A 20,184-nucleotide genomic window follows, 5' to 3' on the forward strand; every position below is an offset into this window, starting at 1 on the left:
CAGTGCACTCGATCTCTGTCCGTGCCGGAAAGTGTGCCGATCATAGAGGCTGGTTCCAGGCCCTTCCAGCCACTCTCCAGTCTCCCGGATGGAGCGGGGGTTGTGACAGATCGTTTCTGCCCGCACCTGGACGGGTTCTTCAGCCCCATGACCGGTTGTGACGTTCCGTGAGTGTTTCGGGGTGTCGGGTACCGGAGGGCTGCGGAGTGCTTCGGCGGACGGGTGGGGCGGCACTCACCCTTCTGGTGCAGGCGAACAGGGCATAGTGCATCAAAGCACAGCAATCTGGATGCTGGTCCCGCGAACCGCATCCGGAGGTCATGTCCGTGCCCAAGCTGCGCAGCACCGCCGCCGTGTGCACCACGCTGTCGGCGCTCGCCGCGACCTCGATCCTCAGCGGCCCGTCGGTCGCCGAGCCCTTCTCCCCGGCCCCCTGCGCCCTGCACCGGACGGAGGCCCACCACTCCGAGGGCGCGGACACCTGGAACTCCGCCTACACCCGGCCGGTCGGCGCGCTCGACGCGGTGCTGGTCTTCCTCTCCTTCCCGGACGCCACCCCGCGCACCACCCCGGCCGAGCTGACGGCGGACCACTTCCCCGCCACCAGCCGCTACTACGAGCAGGCCTCCTACGGGAAGTTCACGCTGCGCCCGCACCCGCTGAAGCACTGGCTGCGCATGCCGCGCGCGTCGGCGTCGTACGCCATAAGGCGGGACTGGAGCGCCGAGGACCGGGCCGCCTATCTGCGGGACGCGTTCGCGGTGGCCGACAAGGAGGTCGACTTCTCGCGCTATCCGGTCGTGTACTTCGTCGCCGACCCGGACGCGCCCGGCGTGGACTCGGACGCCACGAAGGTCGTCAACCTCGACACGCCCCTGCACGTGGACGGCACGGACGTCCGCCGGGTCGTCACCGTGTTCGAGAAGCATCCGCCGGACCGGCTGGTCCTCGCCCATGAGACCGGCCACGTGTTCGATCTGCCCGACCTCTACCACCGGCCGGTGGACGGCAAGGGCGACTGGGACACCTACGTCGGCGACTGGGACCTGATGGGCAGCCAGTTCGGGCTGGACCCGGATCTGTTCGCCTGGCACAAGTGGCGGCTCGGGTGGCTGGATCCGCGTCAGGTGACGTGCGTGCGCGGCACCGGACCGACCCGCCTCACCCTGGAGCCCCTCGCCGCGGGGCCGGGTGTGCCGGTGCGGGGCACGGGCGGCGCGCCCGCCTTCGGCCTCGGCAACGGGGTGAAGCTGGCCGTCGTGCGCACCGGCCCGGACAGCGCCGTCGCCCTGGAGGCGCGCGGCGCGGCCGGGAACGACCGCGGGTCCTGCCGGCAGGGGGTGCTGGTGTACCGGATCCGCAGCGGCGCGGAGTCCGGCGGCGGCCCGGTCGAGGTCGTGGACGCCCATCCGGGCACCGAGGCATGCTGGGAGAACTCGGTGTATCCACCGCTCGCGGACGCCCCGGTGGCGCTCGGGGAGAGCTTCACCGTGCCCGGGGACGGCGTGAAGGTGGAGGTGGAGGACCGGACGGCCTCGGGGGACTGGACGGTGAAGATCACACCGGGGATGAGCGACTAGCCGCGACCAGCCCGACGGGGGGATCGCGGGAGCATACGAAAACGGCGGGCCGGATTCTTTCGAACCGGACCCGCCGTTTCCTTCGCGTGCGCCGCCAGGGACTCGAACCCCGGACCCGCTGATTAAGAGTCAGCTGCTCTAACCAACTGAGCTAGCGGCGCCTGCTGACGTCGTAGACCTTAGCATCCTGTTCGGCGGGAGGAAAAATCGATATCCGTACGGCCGCCCGGGCGGCGCGTACGGCCGCCCAGAGCACGACCTCGGGGCCGGGCAGCCAGGGGTGCCGGGCGTCCGGGGCGACCAGCCAGCGGGCGGCGCCGGCGGCGTCCTCGCTCGCGGGCGCCGGGACGGTGACCGCGTCGCCCGTGCCGTGGCACAGCAGGGGCGGCACCGCCTGCGCCCGGTGCGAGCCCCACTCCTCCCAGGACAGCAGCGAGGGCAGCCGCTGGGCCGTGCCCGGGGCGGCGAACAGCAGCATGCGGCCGCGGAGCACCGCCACCGGGCCCGATCCCGGCCCCTCGGCCCACAGCCGGTCCAGCATCCGGCGCCCGAAGACGGCCGGGGCGCTCACGACGTCGAAGACGGTGCCACAGGGCAGGACGACCGGCGCCTCGGGGCACTCCTGCCACAGGGCCAGGGTGCTGCGCGGGTACGGCCCCGCCGAGGCGAGCCAGGCGACGCCGTCGGGGGTGGCGCGGGTGACGTTCGGTGTACCGCTCATGGCATCTACAGGTACCGGGCGTGAGCGAGCGGTTTCGCAGGGTTGCCGAAAGCCGGGACAGAAAGGCGGGGGAGGGAGTATCTTGCCCGCCTGGCATATGCCAGACGGGCCGTACACGGCTTGTCCGGGCCCTAGACGGGGTCCGCCGGCGTACGGCCCTCACCCTCGCCGCGCAACAGGTCCCGGCCGAACTCCACCATCTTCTTCGCGTAGTCCTCGGTCCACTCGGCCCGCTCGGCGATGTCCGCCGGGGTCAGCCGGTCGAACCGGCGCGGGTCGGCGAGCTGGGCCGCCGCCATGGCCTGGAACTCCATGGCCCGGTCGGCGGCGGCCCGGAACGCCTGGGTCAGCTCCGTGGCCCGCGCCAGCAGCGCCCGCGGGTCGTCTATCGACTCCAGGTCGAAGAAGTGCTCGGGATCGCCGGCCGCCTCCGCGGGCTCGAAGAGCAGGGGCGCGGGGCGTAGCCGCGGTTCGTTCCGACGCGGCGTGGGCTCCGCCATGTCTCGTCTCCTCCTCGTACGGTTCGCTGGGCGCCGCCTTCAGGTGGGCCACCGTCCATTGTCCCGCGCCCGCGCAAGGGGCCGGGCGGACAGACCTAGGCCTGCGCCGGCGGCTCCCTGGTGAACAAGGTCCCCAGGATGGGCGCGTTCACCCGGCGGTCGGCCAGCCGCAGCCCCTCCCAGACGGTCACCTGGTTGGCCGTGAGCACCGGCTTGGACAGCGTCTTCTCCAGCAGCGGGAGGTGGGCGGCCGTGTGCAGCGCCGTGTCCGGCAGCAGCACGGCCTGCGCGTCGGGCACGTCCGCCGCCCGGGCCAGCGCGAGCACGTCCTCCTCCTCCCAGGTGCCGACCTCCGCCGCCGTGACGGTCCCGGAGGACCGGGTTCCGGTCACCTCCAGGCCGCCGGCCCGCAGGAACTCCGCGAACAGCGTGGCCACGTCCTCCGGGTAGGTCGCGCCGACGGCGACCCGGCGCACACCGAGTTCCCGGGCTGCGTGCACGAAGGCGACGGACGTCGAGGAGGCCGGCATCCCGGCCAGCCGGGCCAGCGTCCGCACCTGGGCCTGGGCGCCCTCCCAGCCGTGCGCGAAGCCCCCGCTGCTGCCCGCCCACACCACCGCCTCGACCCCGGCAAGCCGCAGCTCCTCCATGCCCTCGGCGAGCCGTTCGGCGGAGCCCATCTCGCCCAGCGGGTCCACCGGGTGCGCGTCCTCGCCGGTGTCGGTGTGGATCAGGTCCAGCCGGACGTCGCTGCCCAGAAGCTGCTCGATGCGTGGATAGTCGTCCTCGGCGGAGTGGCCCGGGTAGAGAAATCCGAGTGCGGTCATGTCCAGCCTTCCTGCGTCTCTTCGGGCAGTACGGGCCTTTCGCGCGCGGCCGCGTCCAGCAGGGCCCGACAGGGCCCCACGGGTCGGGTACCCAGCCGGCGCGGCGCCGCCCACATCGTGACCTGGTTGGCCGTAAGAGCCGCATGGCGGCGCGACCCGCCGGACGGCCCGGACCCGGGCCCCCGGCAGCGCCCCGGGGGTGGTCACCGAGGGCAGGGCGCCGGGCTCACGCTGGGGGACGAGTGGGCAACGGATCGTGGACAAGCCCGTGTTGACGAAGGCAGGCTCGGGTGCGAGCGTGGTCAATCCGCGCATGTCAGACGCCGGGAGCCGCCCCGTATGCCACCGACTCCGCCGCCGCAGCCCACGCTCCTCGTGCTGGACGCCGACCCGCCGCCCCGGCTCGGCCGCCTCACCGGCCGCGCCCGGATCGTGCACACGGACGCCGCGCACCTGGCCGAGCGGCTGCCCGCGGCGGACGCCCTGCTGGTGTGGGACTTCGCCTCGCACGCCGTGCGCGAGGCCTGGCCGGGGGACGGGCCCAGGCCGCGCTGGGTGCATACGGCGAGCGCGGGCGTGGACCATCTGATGTGTCCCGAACTGGTCGCGTCCGACACGGTGGTGACCAATGCGCGGGGGATCTTCGACCAGCCGGTCGCCGAGTACGTGGCGGCTCTCGTGCTGGCGGTCGCCAAGGATCTGCCGCGCACGCTGGAGCACCAGCGGGAGCGGACCTGGCGGCACCGGGAGAGCCGGCGGGTGGCGGGCACCCGGGCGTGCGTGGTCGGCTCGGGGCCGATCGGCCGGGCCATCGCGCGCACACTGAAGGCCCTGGGCGTGACGACGGCGCTGGTGGGGCGGGTGCCGCGGACCGGCATCCACGGCCCGGCGGACCTGGACCGGTTGATCTGCCGCGCCGACTGGGTGATCGCGGCGGCCCCGCTGACCGAGCAGACGTACCGCATGTTCGACGCCCACCGTTTCGGGGTGATGCAGCCCTCGGCGTTCTTCGTGAACGTCGGCCGCGGGCGACTGGTCGACGAGGACGCCCTCGCCGAGGCGCTGACCCGGCGCTGGATCGCGGGAGCCGCGCTGGACGTCTTCACCGCCGAACCGCTGCCCGGCAACAGCCCGTTGTGGGGGTTGCCGGGGCTGATCGTCTCTCCGCACATGAGCGGGGACACGGTCGGCTGGCGGGACGAACTGGGCGGGCAGTTCCTGGAGATGTTCGAACGGTGGGCGGTGGGCAGATCACTGCCGAACGTGGTCGACAAGAAACGTGGTTACGTGCCCGGCCACTGACCCTGGAGGGGGATCGGTCGAGGTCCGGGTGGCGGGGCATGACTCTGGCATATGCCAACGAGTCAGCGTCGCTGTTGGGAGGGGATGGGGAACCGGCACGATCTTGGCAACACCCTCTTCCCCGACCCGCTTTGCCCGTTATCGTGGAAGCGCCGCACCGACCGCAGTTACGGCCCAGTAAGCGAGCGCAGGGGGAAACCGTGGCGCTGATGCACGAGCCGACCGCCCCGTACCATTCCGCCCAGGACGCCCTGCGCGTGCTGGAGACCGTGGCGGACCACTCCGCCGGCGTCACCGAGACCGAGCTGTCCCGCCTCACCGGCCTCGGCTCCGAGCGGCTCACCGCCCTGCCGCGTATGCTGCGCCGCGAGGGCTACGTCGAGCAGATCACCGACGGGGCGTATGTCACCGGGGACACCCTGCGCCGCCTCACCTCGGCGCACGACCACGAGCAGGCCCTGCGCGAGAAGCTGCAGCGGACCCTGGACCGGCTGCGCGACTCGGTCGGCGCGGCCGTCTACATCAGCCGGTACGTCGACGGCGAGGTGAAGGTCACCCAGTACGCGGCCGGGCCCGCCACCCCGGCGGTCAACGAGTGGGTGGACTTCCGCGAATCCGCCCACGCCACCGCCGTCGGCAAGAGCCTGCTGACCCAGCTGGACCACAACGGCCGCCGCGACCATCTCTCCCGGCACCGGATGGCCCGCCTCACCTCGCGCACGATCACCAGCGACAAGCTGCTGCTGTCCCGGCTGGAGTCCCAGCCGCCGACGGTGCCGGTACTCGACCTCCAGGAGTACGCGGTCGGCACGGTCTGCGCGGCCGTCCCGATCACGGCGGGATCCTCGGTGGGCTGTCTGGCACTCTCGCTGCCGGTGGAGCACGCGCACCGGCTGAGGCAGGCCGCGGACACGCTGAACCGGAGCGCGACACCGGTGCTGCTCTCGCTGGCACTCTGAGGGCGCCCGGGGTGACCGGCCGGGGTGGTCCGGAGCACCCTCGCGGACCAGGTAGTATTTTCTTCGTCGCCGGCCGCGCCAAGCGGAAGGCGAGAGTCATGCGCCGCTAGCTCAGTTGGTTAGAGCAGCTGACTCTTAATCAGCGGGTCCGGGGTTCGAGTCCCTGGCGGCGCACGGAAGAAGGGCCCCTCGCCCAGGCGAGGGGCCCTTCGGCGTCTTCCGCGGTCGGCCTCCGGTACGCCGCCTCCCCCGGATCAGGGAGTGATGTCGTTCATCGCCGAGAACATCAGGTGGGAGGCGACGATGAAACCGACACAGAAGGCGATGGCCACACCGAGGAAGGTCAGTCCGAGTCCGGTGGTGACGGCGAGCGTGCCGCGGGACGGCGGGAGCGCGGTGGCCCGCTCGGGCCGCTCGGGCAGGTACCGCACCGTGACGAAGTCGCCCTCCAGGACGGTCGCGGGGCCGCCCTCCTCCTCGAACCGGATGGAGCGCCCCTCGGCGGTGGTGAACTCGTATACGTGGTGGACGGTCGTGTGCACCGAGGTGTCCCCGCCGCCCCCGCTGGTCGTCGTGAACATCCGCAGACAGCGCGCCTCGGCCGGCAGTCCGCGGGACCACGTCCTGCCGATCCGCAGGGCTCGGCGGATCAGCAGGTACGCGGCGTAGCCGAAGCCCACCATCATGAGGACGGGAACGGCGTAGAAGAGCAGCTCGAACATGAGGTTCCCCCGAGGTCGGTCCACCACCCCCGATCGAGCGGTGTGGCGGGAACCTACCCGGCGCGCGGGCCGGCCGGCCTCAAGGGAACCTCAGTTTCCGAGCCGTTGCGGTACGCGGGTCAGAAGGTGACGTCCGAGCAGGCGTAGAACGCGTTGCCCGTGTCGGCGATCGTCCACACCGCGAGGATGACGTGGTGCCCGCTCAGCCCGGACGGCAGGGTGCCGCTGTGGCTGAGGGTGGCCGGCGGGCGCTGGCCGTTGTACGGCACCGTCAGGAACGGGGTGAGGTTGAGGTCCGAGCGGGCGAGGGCGTGGTTCTGGTTCCAGCCCGGCTTGGTGACGTAGTACTTGAAGTCCGTCGTGGCGTGCATGGCCGTGAACTGCCAGCGGAAGGTGTACGACTGGCCGCCCGTCACCTTCGTGGTGGGCCAGGCCGCGCCGGACGGGGTGGTCGGCGAGCTGAGCTGGGCGAACTGGCTCAGTCCGCCGTTGCAGAGCTGGCCGTCGGCGGGTCCGGCGGCCGGGAAGCCCTTGGGGCCCTCGACGCTCTGCGGCTCCCACTGGATCTGGCCGCAGTTCGCCACGGTGCCGTTCTGGCAGAGCTTCTGTCTGCTGATGGGGAGGTCGGTGTAGCCGTGCCCGCTGGCGCCGCCGGTGGAGAGCGCGAAGGCTCCGGCGGTCACCGCACCCAGCACGACTGCGGACAACTTGGTCTTGGTGCGCATGCTGCCGCTCCTGGAGACGTGGGGAGTTCAGTGCGCTGTGCAGAGGTCAGGTCTAGACCAAGGCTCAGATTATTGCTGACCGTTGAACATGTCCATACCAATCGACGGATCGCCGGCCCGTACCCTCCGGGGCCGGCTACACCGGCTCGGCGCGCCCCGAGCAGAACGCCACCGTCAGGTCGCGCACCAGCACCTTGCGCTCGTAGTCGTCCAGTTCGACCAGACCGCGCACGGTCAGTCGGGTCACCGTGTCCTCCACGGAGTCCACCACCGAGCTGAGCATGGTGGCCCGCTGCCGGGCGTCCAGCGCGGCGATCCGGCGCCGGTGCATCGCGGCGGCGACCTCGGGGGCGTACTCCACCCGGACCGGCTGCACCGAGAACACCTCCACCCCGATCCCCGCCGCCTCCGTCGCCACCAGCCGGGTCAGCGCGTCGCCGGCCGCCGTCACCCCGCCCCGGTTGCCGCCCGCCGGCTCCACCGGCACCCGGGCCAGCGCCGCCTCCACGCACTCGCGCAGATACGTCTCGTGGTCCTCGATGCCGAGCACGGCCCGCGCGGTGTCCCGCACCCGCCACACCACCAGCACCACCACACGCAGCGCCATGCCGTCGGGGTCCGCGGCGGACATCGCCTCGCTGCGCCAGTGCCGCAGCCGCACGTCCACCCGGTTCCGCCGCACCAGCGGGTTCACCCACAGCAGGCCGGTGCGCCGGACCGTCCCCCGGTACCGGCCGAACAGGCCGAGCACCCAGGCGCGCCCGGTCCGCCCCCGGGTCAGCCCGCCGAACCCGAGCGCGCCGAGCGCCCCGGCCCCCGTGTACGCCGCCCACTGGGCCGGGCCGAGGCCCGCGCCCGCGTACGCCGGCATACGCAGGGCCTGGGCCGCGAACGACGGGATCAGACCCGCCCACCAGGTGGTGGCCAGGCACCCGGTGAGTCCGCAGGCCCCGGCGAGCGCGCCGGCCGCGCCCGGCAGCACCCACCCCGGACGCTCCACCAGCTCCGGGTCGACCTGCGGCAGCGGCCGTCTGCGCACCGGCGCCGGGCGCCCGAGGCGGGGCTGCTCGCCGGTGCCCTGCCGACGGCCCACGACGGCCGGTTTCAGCGGCACCTTCACCGGGTCGATCTCGTCCCGGAAGAGCAGGTGGACGGGGATCTCGGTGGTCGCCTCGTTCTGGATCAGCCGGACCGGGCGGGTGCCCGTACCCGTGCCCGTGCCCGTGCCCCCCTCCGGCTGCCCCTCGGGTTCGGGTGGGATGTGTGACGTGGTCGTACTCATGCGTGCCTCCAGCCTCCGCGCCAGATGCGTCATGAACAGGGGATGTCAGGAAGAGGGTGCCTGCCCGGCCACCCGGCCGGTCAGGTGAACAGCCGCCGCCAGGTCTCCGGCCCCGGGTAGCCGTCCGCCGCGCCGCCGCGCCAGCCCTGGGTGCGCTGGAACGCCTCCACCGCGCGCCGGTCCGACTCGCCCCAGTGCGGACCGGGGCCGTGGGGATAGAACCCGCCGAACCCTCTCTTCGCCAGCTGGACCCCCAGCCGGGTGATGTAGTCGTTGGTCGCCCCCGGACGGAAGAAGTTCCGGCCGGGATAGCCGGGCACCCCGTGCGAGGCGGGAGCGGCCGCGCCCGGGGCGATGTCCTTGCCCCGGCCCGTGACCAGCAGTTCCCAGGTGCGCGGGCCCGGCAGCCCGTCGGCGTCCGCGCCCGTCCAGCCCTGGGCCAGCTGGAAGGCCCGGGTCGCCCGCCGGTCCCACTCGCCCCAGACCGGACCCGGCCCCTGGGGGTAGTAGGAGCCGGCGCCCCGGGCGATCAGCGCCCGGCCCAGCTGGGTGACGTACCTGTTGTCGGCGCCGGGACCGAAGTAGGCCGCTCCCGGGTAGGGCGCGAGCGTCTTGCCGTCCGTCTCCGCGCCCGCAGCGGGGGCCGTCACGCCCTTGTAGCGGTAGGGGATGTACTTGTCGGTGTTGCTCCAGTAGGGGTAGGGGGTGGTCTGGCTGCGGGTACGCGGGGGTGTCTGCTCGTAGACCGTGTAGTAGGTGTGCGTGTGGTCCGTCCAGCCACCGAAGATCACCACGTGCGAGCCGCTCTCGGGGTTGTCCGGGTTGTGGTAGAGCAGGATGTCGCCGGGTTGCAGCTCCTCCTTGGTGATCTTGACGCCGAACGAGCCGAGGCTGCCCGTCCATTCGTTGCCCGGCAGCCCCCAGGCCATGGAGACATAGCCCGAGCAGTCCTGCCGGTAACCGTCGGTCCAGTAGGCGGTCATGCTGTACGGCACCTTGGCGGCCACCCAGACCTTGGCCCGCTTGATGATCTCGGTCCGGGTGGTGGCGGGGATCGGGTTCGTACCGGGTTCGACGGGCTTGCCCGCCGGGCCGTGCAGCGGGGCCCTCGCGCCCTGCGGGGTGGCGGGCTCGCCGTCCGCGGGAACCGCCTCGCGATGCGGGGCGTGGTCGACGGTGACGGCCGCGGCCGGGGAGGCCGCGCCGAAGGCGGCCGACACGGCGGCCACGACCGCGACCCCGCAGGCGGCCGGATGACCGCCGAGACGGCCGGGCGAGAGACGGGGGCCGAACCGCCGCCAGTGGAGACAACCGGGGCAGCCGCAGTCGCTCGCGGGATCGAATTCCTCGAACGCCGGAGCGGTCATGCGATCTGCCTCACATTCGGGGTGGGTTTGTCCGCGAGTGTGCACGTTGATCAGTTTTCCAACTGTCCTCGGGACTCGCATGTTGACGGTCCGAATGATGTACGCCGCCCACCCCGGCCCTGGTCCCGTCGCCCCGGCGCGGTCGGGAGCACCCCTGGAGGTCGGGTAGAGTTCTCTCGTCAGCAGGCGCCGCTAGCTCAGTTGGTTAGAGCAGCTGACTCTTAATCAGCGGGTCCGGGGTTCGAGTCCCTGGCGGCGCACCGACCGGAAGGCCCCTCGCGTGAGCGGGGGGCCTTCCGCATGCCCGCCGATCTCCCCCTGCCGGAACAGGGCCCTCCCCCCGAATGGCCGGTTACGCTCTCGCCATGGCAGCCCGGGACCTCCAGGAGCGGATCAAGAAGCTGATCGTCGACCGGCGGCTGCCCTCGGGTGCCCCGCTGCCGACCGAGCCGGAGCTGATGGAGTTCCTCGGGGCGAGCCGGAACTCGGTGCGCGAGGCGCTGAAGGCGCTCCAGGCGATGGGGATCGTGGAGATCCGGCACGGCTTCGGGACCTACGTCGGCTCGATGTCGTTCGCCACGATGATCGAGGGGCTGGCCTTCCGTACCGTCGCCGGGCACTACCGCGGCGAGGACTCCCTGCTCCAGCTGCTGGAGCTGCGCGAGGCCATGGAGAGCGGGCTGGTGTCCCGGCTGGCCGGCCGGCTGCCCGGGGCGGACCTCGCCGAACTGGGCGCGCTGGTGGACCGGATGGAGGAGCAGGCCGCCGAGGGAGCCGGCCTCGCCGAGATCGACCGCGCCTTTCACGCCACCCTCTACCGGGGGCTGGACAATGTGCTGCTGAGCGAGGTGCTGGAGGCGTTCTGGGACGCCTTCCACCGGGTGCGGCGCGACCTGGTGGACGCGGAGCGGGACCCTCGGATCACCTGCCACCAGCACCGGGAGATCCTGGACGCGGTCCGCTCCGGCGACTCCCCACGCGCGGAGAGGGCCATAAGGGACCACTTCGGTGATATCCGCGCCCGCCTCACCGCCGCCACCACCCCCGCTCCCCCCGAGTCCCGCGACCGCCACGACGAACGGCACGACGAACGGGTCTGAGCGCGGGGGCTGTCCCCGGGTGCTCAGCCGCGGTAGGCGGCCGTGGCGATCCGGACGAACGATCCGAGCAGCGGGTGGGTGTCGGCCTCGTTCCACGCGGCCACCACACGGCTCGGCGCCATGTCGGTGAGCGGCACCAGGGCCAGCTGCGGGGAGGGCCGGTTCCCGAGCGGGGCGATCCCGACCGTGCCGTTCCAGAGCACCGCCTGCACGCACTCCTGGACGACGCGCACCACCGGCCCCTCGCGGGGCTCGCCGCCGTTCCAGTACGACTGCCAGAGGGGGTCGGTGCCCTCCGGGAACCGGAACCAGCGCCGGCCGGCCAGGTCGGCCAGCTGCAGCCGGTCCCGGCCGGCCAGCGGATCGTCGGCGCGCAGCACCGCGCCCACGGGGTCGCCGCGCAGCGCCCGCACCGCCAGGCCCCGCTCGTCGAACGGCCCGCGGGTCAGGGCGACGTCGACCAGTCCGGCGCGCAGCCCACAGGTCGGGTCGGTCAGGTCCGTCTCGCGGACGCGGACCTCGACGTCCGGATGCCGGCCGCGGAAGGCCGCGGCCAGTCGCGAGGCGCCGGGGTCGGTGCCGTCACCGAGGATGCCGACGGTGATGGTCGCGGCGCCGGCCGCCGCGGCCACCCGCACCCGGGCCCGATCGGCCCGGTCGAGCAGGGTGCGCGCCTCCTCGAGCAGCGCCGCCCCGGCCGGGGTGAGCGAGACGCCCGCCGCGGAGCGGTGCAGCAGCGCGGCCCCTACGTCGCCCTCCAGCTGTTTGATCGCCCGGCTCAGCGGCGGCTGGCTCATGTGCAGCCGGGTCGCGGCCCGGCCGAAGTGGAGTTCCTCGGCGACGGCCACGAAATAGCGCAGGGTGCGCAGTTCCATGGGCGGTCACGATACCCGTGGGGTATCGGCACCACTCGACAGGTCTTGGACGATCCCGCTCCCGTGGCGGTGCAATCGGAGCATGGAAGACGACGAGACGAACAGCGAGCAGACGACAAGCCGGCCGGCGGCCGACCCGGCCGTGTCGGTGGTCGGTCCGGACGACGGCGAGGTGATCATGCTCGGCACCACGCGGATGCGCGTCCTGGAGGACGGCAGCACCACCGGGCACCGCCTCGGCCTCACCGAGTCCGTCCTGGCGCCGCACACACCCGGGCCACCGCAGCACCGCCACGCCCGGCACGACGAGGGTTTCTACATCGTCTCGGGCACCGTGCGGTTCACCGTCGGCGAGCGGGACTACGACGCGGCCGCGGGCACGCTCGTGATGGTCCCGCCCGGCGCCCCGCACACCTTCGCCAATCCGACCGACCGCCCGGCCGTCATGGTCAGCACGTTCACCCCGGACCTGTACGTGCGGTACTTCCGGGACCTCGCGGAGCTGATGGCGGACGGCCGGCCGCCCACCCCGGACGCGCAGGCCCGGGTGATGAGGCGCTACGCCACCGAGCCGGCCGCCGACTTCGCCCGGCAGCCGAAGGGAGGACAGCCGTGAGGGTCACGTACTGGGTCGTGGCCTTCCCACTCGCGCTCTTCTCCCTCTACTCGGGTGGGCTGAAGGTGTTCCGGACCCGTGAGCGGCTGCGCCCGACGATGGCCTGGGTGGACCGCACGCCGATGCCGGCCGTCCGGACCATCGGGGTGCTGGAAGTGCTCGGCGCCATCGGGCTCGTCCTGCCCCCGCTGACCGGCGTCGCCCCCGGGCTGGCCCTGGCGGCGGCCGTCTCGTTCGTGCTCCTCCAGCTCGGTGCGAGCGCCGTCCACCTGAGCCTCGGGGACCGCCGGATCGCCCTCAACATCGCGCTCCTGCTCGTCGCGGTCGCGGCCGTCCGACCGGCCATGACCTGGCTGTGACCCCGGCGCCCGGCAGGGGTCAGACGCCGGTGCCGGTCAGATAGGCGGAGACGATCACGTTCGCCGTATAGGTGCCCGTGGTGCGGTCGAAGGTGCCGCCGCAGGTGATCAGGCGGAGTTCGGCGCGGCCCGGCTGCCGCGGGCCGTAGGCCTGCCGGGCGTCGAAGCCGTCGCGGGGCAGGACGCGGACGTCGTCGATGGTGAACCGGGCGACCTTGCCGTCCGAGCGGAACACCCGGACCGTCTCGCCGGGTTCGAGGGTGCTGAGCCTGTAGAAGACGGCGGGCCGGGTCGCGGTGTCGACGTGGCCGACCATCAGGGCGGGCCCCGCGGCGCCGGGTGCGGTGCCGGATCCGTACCAGCCGACCACGCCGGGCTGGTCGAGGGGCGGCGGGTCGACGGCGCCCCGGGCGTCCAGCCCGCGCGCCACCACCGGTGCCTGGAGGCCCAGTTGGGGGATGTCGACGCGCTGCGGCCGCGCCTCGCCCAGCGGTTTCGCCGGGGGCGGCAGCAGGGCCGGGTCGACGGGGCGGCCGATGGTCAGGACGTCACCGGTGGACGGTCCGGCCGTGCTCCCCGGAAGGCCGGTCACGCCGCGCCCCCACAGCCACAGCCCGAACAGCAGGACCGCCCAGGCCAGGGCGGTGATGGCGCGTCCGGTGCCGGTGGCGTGCTCGCTGTCGTCGGTCATGGCGGACGTCAGCCGGTGTCGCGGCTCCGGCGGGTACGGAACCCGACGGCGACCGCGGCGATCCCGGCGAGCGCCAGGCCGGTCACCGCCTGGGAGGTGCCGGGACCGGAGCCGCTGGTGGCCACCGTGGCGAAGTGCGCGGTGCCGCCGCCGCCCGCGTGCACCGGGGCGACGGGCGAGGCGGAGTCGGTGGGCGACTGGAGGAGCTGCTGGAGCTGCCCGAGCCGGCCCAGCCCGCCGGTCCCCCCGCTCGCGACCGTGATCCTGCCGGTCATCACCCGGCCGGAGCAGGTGACCCGCACGTCGTAGGTGCCCGGAGCGATGGAAGAGCGCACCCGGGTCTCACCGGCCAGGCTGCCCTGGCCGCCGGTCAGCAGCGCGTCGGAGACGAAGGCTCCCGAGGTGGCGGACGCCTCGCCGCCGGGACAGGCGCCGGTCCGCACGGTGACGTCGGTGCCCGCGGCCGGGGCGGCCGGGGTCACGGTGACCGAACCACCGTCCGCCGCGTGAGCCGCCGGAGCGAACGCGGCCACCGACAGTATTCCGGTACAGAGAGTGAGGGTGAGTGAGCCCATCGTGAACCTCCATTACGAGGAGGCTCTCCCGGGCTGAGCGCCCCCGCATCCCCGGGGGCGCTCGGCTGCTCCGAACGGGTGACACCCGGTTTCGGCGCAGGGCGCGCCGCCGGGGGCCGCCGGCCTCAGACCAGGTCGACCAGGTCCGCGATGGAGTCGACGACCTGGGACGGCCGGAAGGGGTAGCGGTCGACCTCCTTGGGCTGGGTGACGCCGCTGAGCACCAGGAAGGTGCGCATCCCGGCCTCCAGGCCCGCGAGGACGTCGGTGTCCATGCGGTCGCCGATCATCGCGGAGGTCTCGGAGTGGGCGCCGATCGCGTTCAGCCCGGCCCGCATCATCAGCGGGTTGGGCTTGCCGACGAAGTACGGCTTCTTGCCGGTCGCGGCGGTGATCAGCGCGGCGACCGAGCCGGTGGCGGGCAGGTCGCCCTCGACGGAGGGGCCGACGTTGTCGGGGTTGGTGGCGATGAACCGGGCACCGTCGTTGATCAGCCGGACGGCCTTCGTCAGCGCCTCGAAGGAGTAGGTGCGGGTCTCGCCGAGGATCACGAAGTCGGGCTCGTGGTCGGTGAGGATGTAGCCGATGTCGTGCAGCGCGGTGGTCAGTCCGGCCTCGCCGATGACGTAGGCGCTGCCGCAGGGCCGCTGGTCGTCCAGGAACTGGGCGGTGGCCAGGGCCGAGGTCCAGATGTTGTCCACCGGCACGTCCAGGCCCATGCGGCGCAGCCGGGCGTGCAGGTCGCGGGCGGTGTAGATGGAGTTGTTGGTGAGCACGAGGAAGGGCCGGCCGGACTCGCGCAGCTTCTTCAGGAATGCCTCGGCGCCGGGGATGGGCACGCCCTCGTGGATCAGGACGCCGTCCATGTCGGTGAGCCACGATTCGATGGGCTTGCGGTCTGCCATGTGGTGCGTCTCCTGGCGTGCGTACGGTCGGGGAACGGGGGGCGCCGGAACCACGGCGTACCGACGCCCCCAGCCTAGTCAGGACCGTGTCAGGCGTACCCCGTCGATCACTCGGTACCCTCCGCGACGGGCGGCGGCGGGAGTCCACGTCCGGGACGTGACGGAATCGAAGCGGATGCCCACGACTACGGGTCTGCGGCGAGCAGGGCGGGCAGACCGGTGACGGAGTCCAGGACGTGGGTGGCGCCGGCGGCACGGAACGCGTCGTCCCCGTGGGCCCCGGTACGCACTCCCGCCACCAGCCCGGCGCCGGCCCGTACGCCGCTGAGGACGTCGTAGGAGGTGTCGCCGACGACGGCGACCTGCCGTACGTCCTCGGCGGCCTTGGTGCGGACGAAGGCCTCGAGGACCATGTCCGGGAAGGGCCGGCCGCGCCCGCCGGCGTCGGCCGGGCACAGGGTGAGCGGCACGAGGTCCCGCCAGCCCAGGGCGGTGAGGATGGCGTCCTGGGTGACACGGGCGAAGCCGGTGGTCAGGACGACGGTACGGCCGCCGCCGGCCAGTTCCTCGATGGTCTCGCGGGCGCCGGGCACCGGGGCGATCAGGCCCTCGTCGACCAGGTCGCCGTAGGCCTTCTCGAAGGCGGTGTTGGCGCGCCGGGCGCGGTCCTCGTCCCCGAACAGGTGCCGGAAGACGGAGATCTTGGACTCGCCCATGGTGGCGCGGACGTAGCCGAGGTGTTCGGCGTGCTCGGCCGAGCCGGGTTCGACGCCCAGTTCGGCCGCGGCGGCGGCGAAGGCGCGCTCGACGAGGCCGCCGTCGGCGACGGTCGTCCCGGCCATGTCGAGGACGACGAGACGGATGTCGGCGGTGAGGGCGGGGGCGGGGTGGGTCATGGAGGTGGTCCTGGAGTCGTTCACGGGGTAGGTCACCAGCCCAGTTCGTCGGCGGTGGTCTCGGCTATCGCGGGGGCGCAGGTCATGCCGCGCCCGCCGGGCCCGGTGACCAGCCACACCCCTTCGCGCACCTGCTGCCGGTGCACCACGCGGCCGGGCTCGGTGCACTGCGCGTACACCCCGGCCCAGCGGTGCCGGATGCGGGGCAGCGGCCGGCCGAGCAGGGACTCGACGACCTCGACGAGGTGCTCGTACGGCTCCTCGACGGTGTCGAAGGCGAAGGGGTGCTCGTACTCGTGGGTGTCGCCGATGGTCAGTGCGCCGTCGGCCCGCTGCACCATGAGCAGCTGCATCCGGTGCGCGGCGGCCGTCTCGGCCTGCGGCCGGCGCAGGTTGAGTTCGTCCAGCGCCGGGGAGGCGTAGGCGGGGTAGTAGCGGAAGCTGTCGGCGTCGGCGACCGAGGTGGTCAGCGGTTCGCCGAGCGGGTCGGTCTGCATCATCTGCAGCCGGACGCGGCGCACCGGCAGTCCGGGCCCGGCGAGCTCGCGGACCAGGCCGCCCAGCCAGGCGCCGGTGCACAGGATCACGGCGTCCGCGTGGTGTACATCCCCGTGGTCGTCCCGGACGCTTGCGGCGCCGACCACCTCGCGTACCTCGCGCCCCGGCAGGAAGGTGTAGTCCGGGGACTTCAGCAGTTCCTCGCGCAGGGCGAGCTGCGCCGTGCGGGGCTCGACGGCCGCGTCCCGCTCGCAGTACAGCGCGGCGGTGAACTCGCCCCGCAGGGCGGGGTTGAGGGCGCGGGCCTCGCCCGGCGTGAGCAGCTTGTAGCCGCGGGCGGCGGCGTCGGCGCGGGCCACGGCGGCCTCGGCGACGGCGAGTTCGAGGGGGTCGCGGACGGGGGTGAGGGAGCCGATGGCCCGGAATCCGAGGCCGGGCACCCGGCCGCCGATCTCCTCCCACAGCTCCCGGGCCCGCAGGGCCGCCTCCAGCTCTTCCCCACCGGCGCGGCCACTGACCCAGATCTGCCCGAAGTTGCGCAGCGAGGCGCCGCGCGCCTCGGCCTCGCGCTCGATCTGGACGACCCGATGGCCGCGTTTCACGGCGTGCCAGGCGTGCATGGTGCCCACCACGCCCGCTCCGACGACTGTCACTCTCACGACGGCAACGCTCCTCGCGCACGGGGGAACCGGAGAAATCCGGCTGTCACCGACAGCGTGAACGACCCGTCACGTTTGGGCTAGACCCGTTACCTTTCCGTTATGGCAGCGGCGATCGTAGCGGCGGTGTCGTGAGAGTCGCCTTTCAGCCGCGCAGATGGGCCGTGAAGGAGAACCGGTCGCCCCGGTACAGACCGCGGACCCGTTCCAGCGGCCGGCCCTCGGTGTCCCGGGAGATCCGGTGGATCAGCAGCATCGGAAGGGCGGGCGGGGTGCCGATGAGCAGCGCCTCCCGGGGCGTGGCGAGGACGGTCTCGACGCGCTCGTCGGCGTCGCCGAAGGTGATCCCCTGGGTCTTCAGGTACGCGTAGAAGGAGGAGTCGGGGTCGAAGTCGGCGTCCAGCCGCGGCACGCGCTCGACGGAGACGTAGGTGCTCTCCAGGCCGACCCGTTCCTCGTCGGCGAGCAGCACCCGCTCCAGGTGCCAGACCGGCTCGCCCCGGGTCAGTCCGACCTCGTCGGCGAGGGCCTGCGGGCAGGGGAAGCGGTCCAGGGTGACGAGCGAGCGCCCGGGGGTACGGCCCTGCTCGCGGACCCCCTCGGTGTAGCTGGCCAGGGAGAGCGGCTGGGCCAGCTTGGGCCCGGCGACGACGGTCCCGCGGCCCCGGCGCCGCAGCCGCCCCTCCAGCACGAGCTCGCGCACCGCCTGCCGCACGGTCTCGCGGGCGACGTCGTACCGCTCGGCGAGATCCCGCTCGGTGGGGATGACACCGCCCTCCCCCAGCTCCTCCAGCAGCGCCGCGATCCGTGCCTTGACCGCGTAGTACTTGGGGATGCGCCCGTGCTCGGGAATGCCGGAGCGCACGGGGGCGCCGGGGGCCTGGTCGTTGGGGTAGTCCACGCAGGGATCGTCGCAGACAGGGGCCGTCTGCGGCCCGCGGGGCCCGGTCAGCGGCGCCGGCGGGCCAGCAGGAACGCGGTGCCCGCCACGCAGAGCAGGACGGCGGCCGCGGCGAGCAGCCCATGCGCGAGCGCGGCCCCGGTACGGGCCAGCTCGCGGGCTCGTTCCCCGGCCGCCTGCGCGTCGGCGGCGAACGGCAGGGAGGTGTCGGCGACGGGGGTGGCGCCGGCGGACGGCGTGCCCCGGGGGCCGCCGGAGAGGGAGGGCTTCGGACCGCCGGACGCGGTGGACCTCGGGCCGGCGGACGGCGAGGCCTGTGGGGTGCCGCCGGTCGGGGAGGCGTGCGCACCGCCGGACTCCTCGGTGTCCGGGGTGGCGTCCGGATCCGTCGCCTCGGGCGCCGGGCGCTGTCCGTCGATCGCGAAGCGGTAGGCGTTGGACTCCCCCACCCAGTTGCCGTCGTCGCCCCGGCGTTGGACGGCGGCGGCGTTGACGGTGACGTGTTCGGACCCGGCGTCCGCCGCGAGCGCCAGCCGGACCCGGACGCTGACGGTACGGCCGGCGGGCACGGTGAACCCGTCGAATCCGTCCCCGTCGAGCACTCCGACCAGTTCCTGCTCGTCGGTGCTCTCCAGTTCCACCGGCAGGGAGCGCGAGCCGTCGGAGAAGTCCAGATCGGCCTGGTCGGGCCGGAGCGCGCGCCGGTCGTCGACGAGCACGACGACCGGGTGGATGTCCGCGCAGGCGTCGTGGGTGGTGTTGGTGAGGTCGATGTACCAGGTGCCGAAGCCGCCACCGGCCTCGTAGGTGCCGGGCCCACCGCGGATCCGGGTGGCCAGCGGGAAGGCGCGGTCGCCGGACGCCGCGCAGGACGGGGTGGCGTCCGCGTGGGCGGCGGCCGCCGGCACGGTGACGAGGACGGCGGCCGCGGCGAGGCAGAGGGACGCAGACGTACACGGTCGCATGAACACATGACCATGCCGGGTCCCGGGGGCCGCACGCGACGCCACTCCGGGGCCGGCCGGAAGTCCGCCCGATCGGCGGACCTCCGGCCCGGGGGGTGGCGAGCGCGCCGAGGGCGGTCAGGGACCGCGGACGCGCGCATGGGCTTCCGGCTGCGTCGGCACCCGGTGTTCCTGGCGGCCCGGGTCCCGGACCGGCTGCCGGGCGGCGGTGCCGGTGGGCTGACCGGGGCCGGTACCGCCGCCCGTCGTGGTGGCCGGTACCGGCACGGCGCCTCGGCCCAGGCGGTGAGCGCGGGCCGCGGTCGGTCCGCGTCGACTCCGGGCGGCGCCGCGTTGTACCGCTCCGGATAGGCCGCGAAGCGCACCGGGTCCCCTCCAGGCGCCGGTGGCCGGGCCACCCCGCTGATGGCCGGCGTCCTGGAGCGCCCGCACCCCGGACCGGTCCGGACGCCCGTCGTCGGCGGTCCGGCGGTCCAGCCCTTCTTCAGGGTCTCCTGGTCGCGTGCGGGTTCGTCCCGGCCGGCGCTCGCCATCGCCTTGCCTCGGGCACTCCCGCGGCCGGCCGCGGCCCGGCGCCGGCCGCGGGCGGGGGCGGGGGCGGGGGCGGTCGTACGGACATCATGGAACGGCGCCGCCGGGTCGAGGAGGGATCGGGGTCAGGACGACAGCACGACCACTCGGCGGGGGTCGCCGGCGTCGACGCATTCCTCGTAGGGGTTCGGGTCGCCCTGCCGTTCCGCGCACTTCCATGTGACGCCGGCCGCGCGGACCTCGCCGACGCCGTCCGCCTTGTCGCGCGAGGCCGTGGTGTAGGCGGCCGCCGCCTGGAGCGCGGTGGCGCAGGGCACCTTCCCGGTCCCCCACACGGCGAGCCCCGACGCCTGGTCCGCGCCGCAGTAGGCGGCTTTCGGCGCGGGGTCGGCGTCGGTACCGGTGCCGGCGAACGACTGGGCGGGCACCGCGAGACCCGCCGCGGCCGCTCCCAGCAGGACCGTGGCCATCTTCATCCTGATCGCGCGCACTTCGTGACCTCCTCGTTCGCGGGGGGGGCCGAGGGAGCCCGGGTACCAGTCCCGGGTCCCCCTCGGCATCACACGGACGTCACACCGGCCGGCCCGGCCCGCCCCAGCCACGCCTTGCCGGACCTGTGCTTCCGGGT

Annotated in this window: 22 protein-coding genes, 3 tRNA genes and 1 pseudogene; 8 read left to right on the forward strand and 18 right to left on the reverse strand. The window is 73.6% G+C overall.

The genetic code is table 11. The features are described from left to right. Positions 1-320: 320 nt before the first annotated feature. On the forward strand, positions 321-1,580 hold the full coding sequence (locus ACIBA9_RS16360) for a M6 family metalloprotease domain-containing protein (protein ID WP_362150985.1): 1,260 nt from the start codon (positions 321-323) through the stop codon (positions 1,578-1,580). A gap of 87 nt (positions 1,581-1,667) precedes the next feature. Here ACIBA9_RS16360 and ACIBA9_RS16365 read toward each other — a convergent pair. From ACIBA9_RS16365 to ACIBA9_RS16385, 5 genes and pseudogenes are all read right to left on the reverse strand, one after another. Beyond that, positions 1,668-1,741: transfer RNA gene (locus tag ACIBA9_RS16365), tRNA-Lys, on the reverse strand. After that, positions 1,732-2,301: a bifunctional DNA primase/polymerase gene (locus tag ACIBA9_RS16370; protein ID WP_393898460.1), complete on the reverse strand. Its 570-nt coding sequence runs from the start codon at positions 2,299-2,301 to the stop codon at positions 1,732-1,734. Before ACIBA9_RS16370 ends, ACIBA9_RS16365 begins: the two co-directional genes overlap by 10 nt. Positions 2,302-2,432: 131 nt before the next feature. Further along, complete coding sequence (locus ACIBA9_RS16375) at positions 2,433-2,801, reverse strand: hypothetical protein (protein ID WP_399363460.1); 369 nt, start codon at positions 2,799-2,801, stop codon at positions 2,433-2,435. Between the two features lie 95 nt (positions 2,802-2,896). Continuing rightward, positions 2,897-3,628, reverse strand: a complete 732-nt coding sequence (locus tag ACIBA9_RS16380) for a decarboxylase (protein WP_399363462.1) — start codon at positions 3,626-3,628, stop codon at positions 2,897-2,899. Next, positions 3,625-3,777 (reverse strand): annotated as a pseudogene (locus tag ACIBA9_RS16385) (decarboxylase); the annotation flags it as partial. The gene ACIBA9_RS16380 and the pseudogene ACIBA9_RS16385, both read right to left, overlap by 4 nt. Before the next feature lie 190 nt (positions 3,778-3,967). Between ACIBA9_RS16385 and ACIBA9_RS16390 the strand changes: the two are divergent. The 3 genes from ACIBA9_RS16390 (at position 3,968) to ACIBA9_RS16400 (ending at position 6,063) form a co-directional block, all read left to right on the forward strand. After that, on the forward strand, positions 3,968-4,930 hold the full coding sequence (locus ACIBA9_RS16390; RefSeq protein ID WP_399363464.1) for a D-2-hydroxyacid dehydrogenase: 963 nt from the start codon (positions 3,968-3,970) through the stop codon (positions 4,928-4,930). 200 nt (positions 4,931-5,130) lie between these two features. Beyond that, positions 5,131-5,889: an IclR family transcriptional regulator gene (locus tag ACIBA9_RS16395; RefSeq protein ID WP_399363466.1), complete on the forward strand. Its 759-nt coding sequence runs from the start codon at positions 5,131-5,133 to the stop codon at positions 5,887-5,889. A 100-nt stretch (positions 5,890-5,989) separates the two neighbouring features. Then, positions 5,990-6,063 (forward strand) — tRNA-Lys (locus ACIBA9_RS16400). An 80-nt stretch (positions 6,064-6,143) separates the two neighbouring features. Here the strand turns inward: ACIBA9_RS16400 and ACIBA9_RS16405 are convergent. The 4 genes from ACIBA9_RS16405 to ACIBA9_RS16420 all read right to left on the reverse strand — a co-directional run bounded on the left by ACIBA9_RS16405 (position 6,144) and on the right by ACIBA9_RS16420 (position 9,985). Next, positions 6,144-6,611, reverse strand: a complete 468-nt coding sequence (locus ACIBA9_RS16405; RefSeq protein WP_399363468.1) for a DUF3592 domain-containing protein — start codon at positions 6,609-6,611, stop codon at positions 6,144-6,146. Positions 6,612-6,730: 119 nt separating this feature from the next. After that, entirely contained in the window at positions 6,731-7,336 is a 606-nt protein-coding gene (locus tag ACIBA9_RS16410) for a lytic polysaccharide monooxygenase (RefSeq protein ID WP_362150970.1), read from the reverse strand. Positions 7,337-7,472: 136 nt separating this feature from the next. After that, positions 7,473-8,618, reverse strand: coding sequence for an SPFH domain-containing protein (locus tag ACIBA9_RS16415; RefSeq protein ID WP_399363470.1), 1,146 nt, complete (start codon positions 8,616-8,618; stop codon positions 7,473-7,475). 80 nt (positions 8,619-8,698) lie between these two features. After that, entirely contained in the window at positions 8,699-9,985 is a 1,287-nt protein-coding gene (locus ACIBA9_RS16420) for a peptidoglycan-binding protein (RefSeq protein ID WP_399363472.1), read from the reverse strand. A gap of 186 nt (positions 9,986-10,171) precedes the next feature. On the opposite strand from ACIBA9_RS16420, the gene ACIBA9_RS16425 reads away from it, so the two are divergent. Both ACIBA9_RS16425 and ACIBA9_RS16430 read left to right on the forward strand, forming a co-directional pair. Then, positions 10,172-10,245: transfer RNA gene (locus tag ACIBA9_RS16425), tRNA-Lys, on the forward strand. A 105-nt stretch (positions 10,246-10,350) separates the two neighbouring features. Further along, a complete protein-coding gene (locus ACIBA9_RS16430; RefSeq protein ID WP_399363474.1) occupies positions 10,351-11,085 on the forward strand; it encodes a FadR/GntR family transcriptional regulator in 735 nt (244 codons plus the stop codon). Between the two features lie 23 nt (positions 11,086-11,108). On the opposite strand, the gene ACIBA9_RS16435 is transcribed toward ACIBA9_RS16430, so the two are convergent. Beyond that, positions 11,109-11,960 carry a LysR substrate-binding domain-containing protein gene (locus tag ACIBA9_RS16435; RefSeq protein WP_399363476.1) on the reverse strand — a complete coding sequence of 284 codons (852 nt, stop codon included), beginning with the start codon at positions 11,958-11,960 and terminating at the stop codon, positions 11,109-11,111. Positions 11,961-12,042: 82 nt separating this feature from the next. On the opposite strand from ACIBA9_RS16435, the gene ACIBA9_RS16440 reads away from it, so the two are divergent. Together ACIBA9_RS16440 and ACIBA9_RS16445 are read left to right on the forward strand one after the other, a co-directional pair. Then, positions 12,043-12,576: a cupin domain-containing protein gene (locus tag ACIBA9_RS16440; protein ID WP_399363478.1), complete on the forward strand. Its 534-nt coding sequence runs from the start codon at positions 12,043-12,045 to the stop codon at positions 12,574-12,576. Further along, entirely contained in the window at positions 12,573-12,935 is a 363-nt protein-coding gene (locus tag ACIBA9_RS16445; RefSeq protein ID WP_399363480.1) for a DoxX family protein, read from the forward strand. Before ACIBA9_RS16440 ends, ACIBA9_RS16445 begins: the two co-directional genes overlap by 4 nt. A 19-nt stretch (positions 12,936-12,954) precedes the next feature. On the opposite strand, the gene ACIBA9_RS16450 is transcribed toward ACIBA9_RS16445, so the two are convergent. The 8 genes from ACIBA9_RS16450 to ACIBA9_RS16485 form a co-directional block, all read right to left on the reverse strand. Then, positions 12,955-13,626, reverse strand: a complete 672-nt coding sequence (locus tag ACIBA9_RS16450) for a class F sortase (RefSeq protein WP_399363482.1) — start codon at positions 13,624-13,626, stop codon at positions 12,955-12,957. 8 nt (positions 13,627-13,634) lie between these two features. Continuing rightward, positions 13,635-14,201, reverse strand: a complete 567-nt coding sequence (locus tag ACIBA9_RS16455; RefSeq protein ID WP_399363484.1) for a hypothetical protein — start codon at positions 14,199-14,201, stop codon at positions 13,635-13,637. 125 nt (positions 14,202-14,326) lie between these two features. Next, positions 14,327-15,106, reverse strand: a complete 780-nt coding sequence (locus ACIBA9_RS16460) for an HAD-IIA family hydrolase (RefSeq protein ID WP_399363486.1) — start codon at positions 15,104-15,106, stop codon at positions 14,327-14,329. Positions 15,107-15,291: 185 nt separating this feature from the next. Further along, positions 15,292-16,002, reverse strand: a complete 711-nt coding sequence (locus ACIBA9_RS16465; RefSeq protein WP_399363623.1) for an HAD family hydrolase — start codon at positions 16,000-16,002, stop codon at positions 15,292-15,294. Between the two features lie 32 nt (positions 16,003-16,034). Next, positions 16,035-17,159: a TIGR03364 family FAD-dependent oxidoreductase gene (locus ACIBA9_RS16470; RefSeq protein ID WP_399363488.1), complete on the reverse strand. Its 1,125-nt coding sequence runs from the start codon at positions 17,157-17,159 to the stop codon at positions 16,035-16,037. Positions 17,160-17,304: 145 nt separating this feature from the next. Beyond that, positions 17,305-18,060 carry a GntR family transcriptional regulator gene (locus tag ACIBA9_RS16475; RefSeq protein WP_399363490.1) on the reverse strand — a complete coding sequence of 252 codons (756 nt, stop codon included), beginning with the start codon at positions 18,058-18,060 and terminating at the stop codon, positions 17,305-17,307. A gap of 47 nt (positions 18,061-18,107) precedes the next feature. Continuing rightward, entirely contained in the window at positions 18,108-19,025 is a 918-nt protein-coding gene (locus ACIBA9_RS16480) for a hypothetical protein (RefSeq protein ID WP_399363492.1), read from the reverse strand. Positions 19,026-19,681: 656 nt separating this feature from the next. Further along, the gene (locus ACIBA9_RS16485; RefSeq protein WP_399363494.1) at positions 19,682-20,047 is read right to left on the reverse strand and encodes a hypothetical protein; all 366 of its coding nucleotides are present in this window, start codon (positions 20,045-20,047) and stop codon (positions 19,682-19,684) included. Positions 20,048-20,184 lie beyond the last annotated feature (137 nt).

The organism is Streptomyces sp. NPDC051452, from assembly GCF_044454765.1.
Lineage (GTDB): Bacteria > Actinomycetota > Actinomycetes > Streptomycetales > Streptomycetaceae > Streptomyces.

What these genes read in the sequence shown, in the direction of transcription:
- ACIBA9_RS16360 (WP_362150985.1), top strand. Translation starts at nt 321, where the DNA reads ATGTCCGTGCCCAAGCTGCGCAGCACCGCCGCCGTGTGCACCACGCTG.
- ACIBA9_RS16370 (WP_393898460.1), bottom strand. Translation starts at nt 2,301, where the DNA reads ATGAGCGGTACACCGAACGTCACCCGCGCCACCCCCGACGGCGTCGCC.
- ACIBA9_RS16375 (WP_399363460.1), bottom strand. Translation starts at nt 2,801, where the DNA reads ATGGCGGAGCCCACGCCGCGTCGGAACGAACCGCGGCTACGCCCCGCG.
- ACIBA9_RS16380 (WP_399363462.1), bottom strand. Translation starts at nt 3,628, where the DNA reads ATGACCGCACTCGGATTTCTCTACCCGGGCCACTCCGCCGAGGACGAC.
- ACIBA9_RS16390 (WP_399363464.1), top strand. Translation starts at nt 3,968, where the DNA reads ATGCCACCGACTCCGCCGCCGCAGCCCACGCTCCTCGTGCTGGACGCC.
- ACIBA9_RS16405 (WP_399363468.1), bottom strand. Translation starts at nt 6,611, where the DNA reads ATGTTCGAGCTGCTCTTCTACGCCGTTCCCGTCCTCATGATGGTGGGC.
- ACIBA9_RS16410 (WP_362150970.1), bottom strand. Translation starts at nt 7,336, where the DNA reads ATGCGCACCAAGACCAAGTTGTCCGCAGTCGTGCTGGGTGCGGTGACC.
- ACIBA9_RS16415 (WP_399363470.1), bottom strand. Translation starts at nt 8,618, where the DNA reads ATGAGTACGACCACGTCACACATCCCACCCGAACCCGAGGGGCAGCCG.
- ACIBA9_RS16420 (WP_399363472.1), bottom strand. Translation starts at nt 9,985, where the DNA reads ATGACCGCTCCGGCGTTCGAGGAATTCGATCCCGCGAGCGACTGCGGC.
- ACIBA9_RS16430 (WP_399363474.1), top strand. Translation starts at nt 10,351, where the DNA reads ATGGCAGCCCGGGACCTCCAGGAGCGGATCAAGAAGCTGATCGTCGAC.
- ACIBA9_RS16435 (WP_399363476.1), bottom strand. Translation starts at nt 11,960, where the DNA reads ATGGAACTGCGCACCCTGCGCTATTTCGTGGCCGTCGCCGAGGAACTC.
- ACIBA9_RS16440 (WP_399363478.1), top strand. Translation starts at nt 12,043, where the DNA reads ATGGAAGACGACGAGACGAACAGCGAGCAGACGACAAGCCGGCCGGCG.
- ACIBA9_RS16450 (WP_399363482.1), bottom strand. Translation starts at nt 13,626, where the DNA reads ATGACCGACGACAGCGAGCACGCCACCGGCACCGGACGCGCCATCACC.
- ACIBA9_RS16455 (WP_399363484.1), bottom strand. Translation starts at nt 14,201, where the DNA reads ATGGGCTCACTCACCCTCACTCTCTGTACCGGAATACTGTCGGTGGCC.
- ACIBA9_RS16460 (WP_399363486.1), bottom strand. Translation starts at nt 15,106, where the DNA reads ATGGCAGACCGCAAGCCCATCGAATCGTGGCTCACCGACATGGACGGC.
- ACIBA9_RS16465 (WP_399363623.1), bottom strand. Translation starts at nt 16,002, where the DNA reads ATGACCCACCCCGCCCCCGCCCTCACCGCCGACATCCGTCTCGTCGTC.
- ACIBA9_RS16480 (WP_399363492.1), bottom strand. Translation starts at nt 19,025, where the DNA reads ATGCGACCGTGTACGTCTGCGTCCCTCTGCCTCGCCGCGGCCGCCGTC.